This is a genomic window from Roseateles sp. P5_B10 (assembly GCF_056400485.1).
On sequence record NZ_JBFULE010000598.1, the window covers coordinates 1 to 3320 of the forward strand.

General features: G+C 66.2%; 2 protein-coding genes. Both read left to right on the forward strand.

Features of this window, described 5'->3' with window-relative positions; all coding sequences use genetic code 11:
• Positions 1 to 1287 (forward strand): RIP metalloprotease RseP (gene rseP, locus AC1DU6_RS24505; RefSeq protein WP_477860252.1); only part of this gene is annotated, 1287 nt, incomplete at its 5' end.
• Positions 1288 to 1302: 15 nt separating this feature from the next.
• Positions 1303 to 3320: outer membrane protein assembly factor BamA (bamA, locus tag AC1DU6_RS24510; RefSeq protein WP_477860254.1), on the forward strand; the 2018-nt coding region annotated here is incomplete at its 3' end.

A 3320-nucleotide genomic window follows, 5' to 3' on the forward strand; every position in this document is an offset into this window, starting at 1 on the left:
GCCCGGGCGTGTGGGGTCAAGGTGCTGCGTTTCTCGATCGGTTTCGGCCCGGTGCTTTGGCGTCGTATCGGCCGCGGCGGCACCGAGTTCGCGCTCAGCGCCATTCCGCTGGGTGGGTATGTGCTCATGCTGGACGAGCGCAACGCGCCCGTGGCGCCGCACGAGCGCGAGCAGGCCTTCAATCAGCGCCCGCTGCGCCAGCGCGCCGCCATCATCGCGGCCGGGCCCTTGACCAACTGGCTGCTGGCGATCGTGCTGTTCGCCGTGGTGGCCTGGATGGGCATCGACCAGCCCAAGGCCTTGCTCGGTACCCCGACCAGCGGCTCCTTGGCGGAGCGAGCTGGTCTGCGTGCGGGTGACACCGTGCTGGCTGCCTCCGACACGGAAGGAGAGTGGCAGCCCGTCCGGTCACTGCCCGACCTGCAGGCGGCGATGCTGCGCGCCCAGGTGCTGGGCGAAAGCCTGCACCTGTCGGTCAGTGACGCCCATGGCCGTTCGCCGCGCAGCGTGCGCCTCGAGACCGAGCGTCTGGTGGGCCGCGCGCCGGATGCGCAGTTGATCGCGGACATCGGCCTGACGCCGTTTTCGCAGCCGGTGATCAGCCGCGTGGCTGACGGCGGTGCGGGGGCGGCGGACGGCCTGATGGCAGGCGATCGTGTGCTGGCCATTGATGGCCGCACCGTGCCCGACGCCGCCTTCCTGCGCGATGCCATCCGCATGGCGCGCGATGGCGACACGCCACGCACCATGCAATGGCGGATCGAGCGAGCCGGCCAGGTGCTGGAATTGGCAATGACGCCGCGCCTGGTGCAGGAGGCGGGCCAGCGCGTGGCGCGGCTGGGCATTGGCGTGGGGTCGCCGCTGGAGCGCGTGAGCATCAGCTACGGGTTGGTCGACGGCCTGTGGCAGGGCGTGACGCAGAGCTGGGACATGGCGGTCACCACCGTCCGGATGCTGGGGCGCATGCTGACCGGCCAGGCCTCGTTGAAGCTGCTCAGCGGGCCGCTCACCATGGCCGAGGCGATCGGCGATGCCGCCAAGGCCGGGCCCAGTTACTACCTGGAACGGCTTGCGCAGATCTCGCTCGGCCTGGCGATTCTGAACCTGCTGCCGCTGCCGATGCTCGACGGCGGGCACCTCATGTATCATCTTTTCGAGGGTTTGAGTGGCCGCCCCGTCTCCGAATGGTGGCAACGGCAACTGCAGCGCGCTGGCGCGCTGATCCTGATGCTGATGATGGCCTTGGCCCTTTCCAACGACGTCGCCCGCCTCGCGGGCTGGCACTGACACTCCCCGGTTCCCATGTCCTTTCCTTTCAGTTCGGGAGCGAAGCGTCGCCCCTTCCGCCTCGGCTTGCTGGCTTTGGCTGTCACGGGGATGTTCCAGTCGGGGCTAGCCTGGGCGGCAGATCCCTTCGTGCTGAAGGACATCCGCGTCGAAGGCCTGCAACGAACCGACCCGGGCACCGTGTTCGCGTCGCTGCCCTTTCGCATCGGCGACACCTACAACGATGAAAAAGGCGCTGCCGCGCYGCGTGCCCTGTTCGCCACGGGCCTGTTCAAGGACGTGCGCATCAGCATCGACGGCAATGCCGTCGTCGTCATCATCGACGAGCGGCCCATCATCGCCAACGTCAACTTCGTCGGCCTGAAGGAGTTCGACACCGAGGCGCTGACCAAGTCGCTGAAGGACGTCGGCATCGGCGAAGGCAAGCCCTTCGACAAGGCCTTGGCCGACCGTGCCGAGCAGGAACTCAAGCGCCAGTACCTCACGCGCAGCCTCTACGGTGCCGAGGTCACGACGACGATCACGCCCATCGAGCGCAACCGCGTCAACGTCAGCTTCAATGTGACGGAGGGCGAGCCGGCCAAGATCGCCGAGATCCGGATTCTGGGTTCCAAGGTGTTCTCCGAAAGCACGTTGATGGGTCTGCTCGAGCAGACCACCACCGGCTGGCTGACCTGGTACACCAAGACCGACCGCTATTCGCGCGCCAAGCTGAACGCGGACCTGGAAACCATCCGCAGCTATTACCTGAACCGCGGCTACCTGGAGTTCGCCGTCACCTCCACGCAGGTGACGATCTCGCCGGACAAGCAGAGCATCAGCATCGCCATCACGGTCAGCGAAGGCCAGCCCTACACCGTCACGGGCGTCAAGCTCGAGGGTGATTACCTGGGCCGCGAGGAGGACTTCAAGCACCTCGTCTTCCTCAAGCCCGGCCAGGCCTACCAGGGCGAAGCGGTGGCCAACACCACGCGCGCCTTCAGCGACCTGTTCGGCACCTATGGCTATGCCTTCGCCCGCGTCGACAGCCGCCCCGACATCAACCGCGAGACCGGCCAGGTCGTCGTCACCTTCGTCGCCGAGCCGCAGCGCCGCGTCTACGTGCGCAAGGTCATCATCTCCGGCAACTCGCGCACCCGTGACGAAGTCATCCGCCGCGAATTCCGCCAGTTCGAGGCGGCCTGGTACGACGGCCAGAAGATCAAGTCCTCGCGTGATCGCGTCGAGCGCCTGGGTTACTTCAAGGACAAGGAAGTCAGCATCGACACCCAGGAGGTGCCGGGCGCCYAGGATCAGGTCGACGTCATCCTGACCGTCGTCGAGCGCCCCACCGGCGCCATCACGGTCGGTGCGGGCTACTCCAGCCAGACCAAGCTGTCCTTCACCGGCTCCATCCGCCAGGACAACGTGTTCGGCTCGGGCAACTACCTCGGCATCGACTTGGCCACCGCCCGCACGGGCCGCCAGGTGCAGGTCAGCACGGTCGACCCCTACTTCACGGTCGACGGTGYGTCGCGCTCGCTCGATGTGTTCTATAGGACCACGCGCCCGATCAACACGCTGGGCGAGGAATACCAGTACGTCACCAAGGGCGGTGCCATCCGCTTTGGCGTGCCCTTCTCGGAAATCGACACCGTCTTCTTTGGCCTTGGCTACGAGCAGACCGACATCACGACGTCCAAGGGTCTGCCCAACAGCTATCTGCTGTTCGTCAACCAGTTCGGCCAGCGCAGCAATTCCATCCCATTCACCATCGGCTGGCAGCGTGACAGCCGCGACAGCGTCATCTCTCCGCTCAAGGGCAAGTACCAGCGCGTCAACGTCGAGACCAGCGCCATCGGCGACGCCCGGTTCGCGCGTATCAACCTGCAGTACCAGCAGTATTTCGAGGTCACGAACAAGATCACGCTGGGCATCAACAGCGAACTGGGTTGGGGCGTGGGCCTGGGCGGCAAGCCCTATCCCATCTTCAAGAACTTCTACGGCGGTGGCCTGGGCYCCGTGCGCGTCTTCGAGGCCGGCTCGCTGGGCCC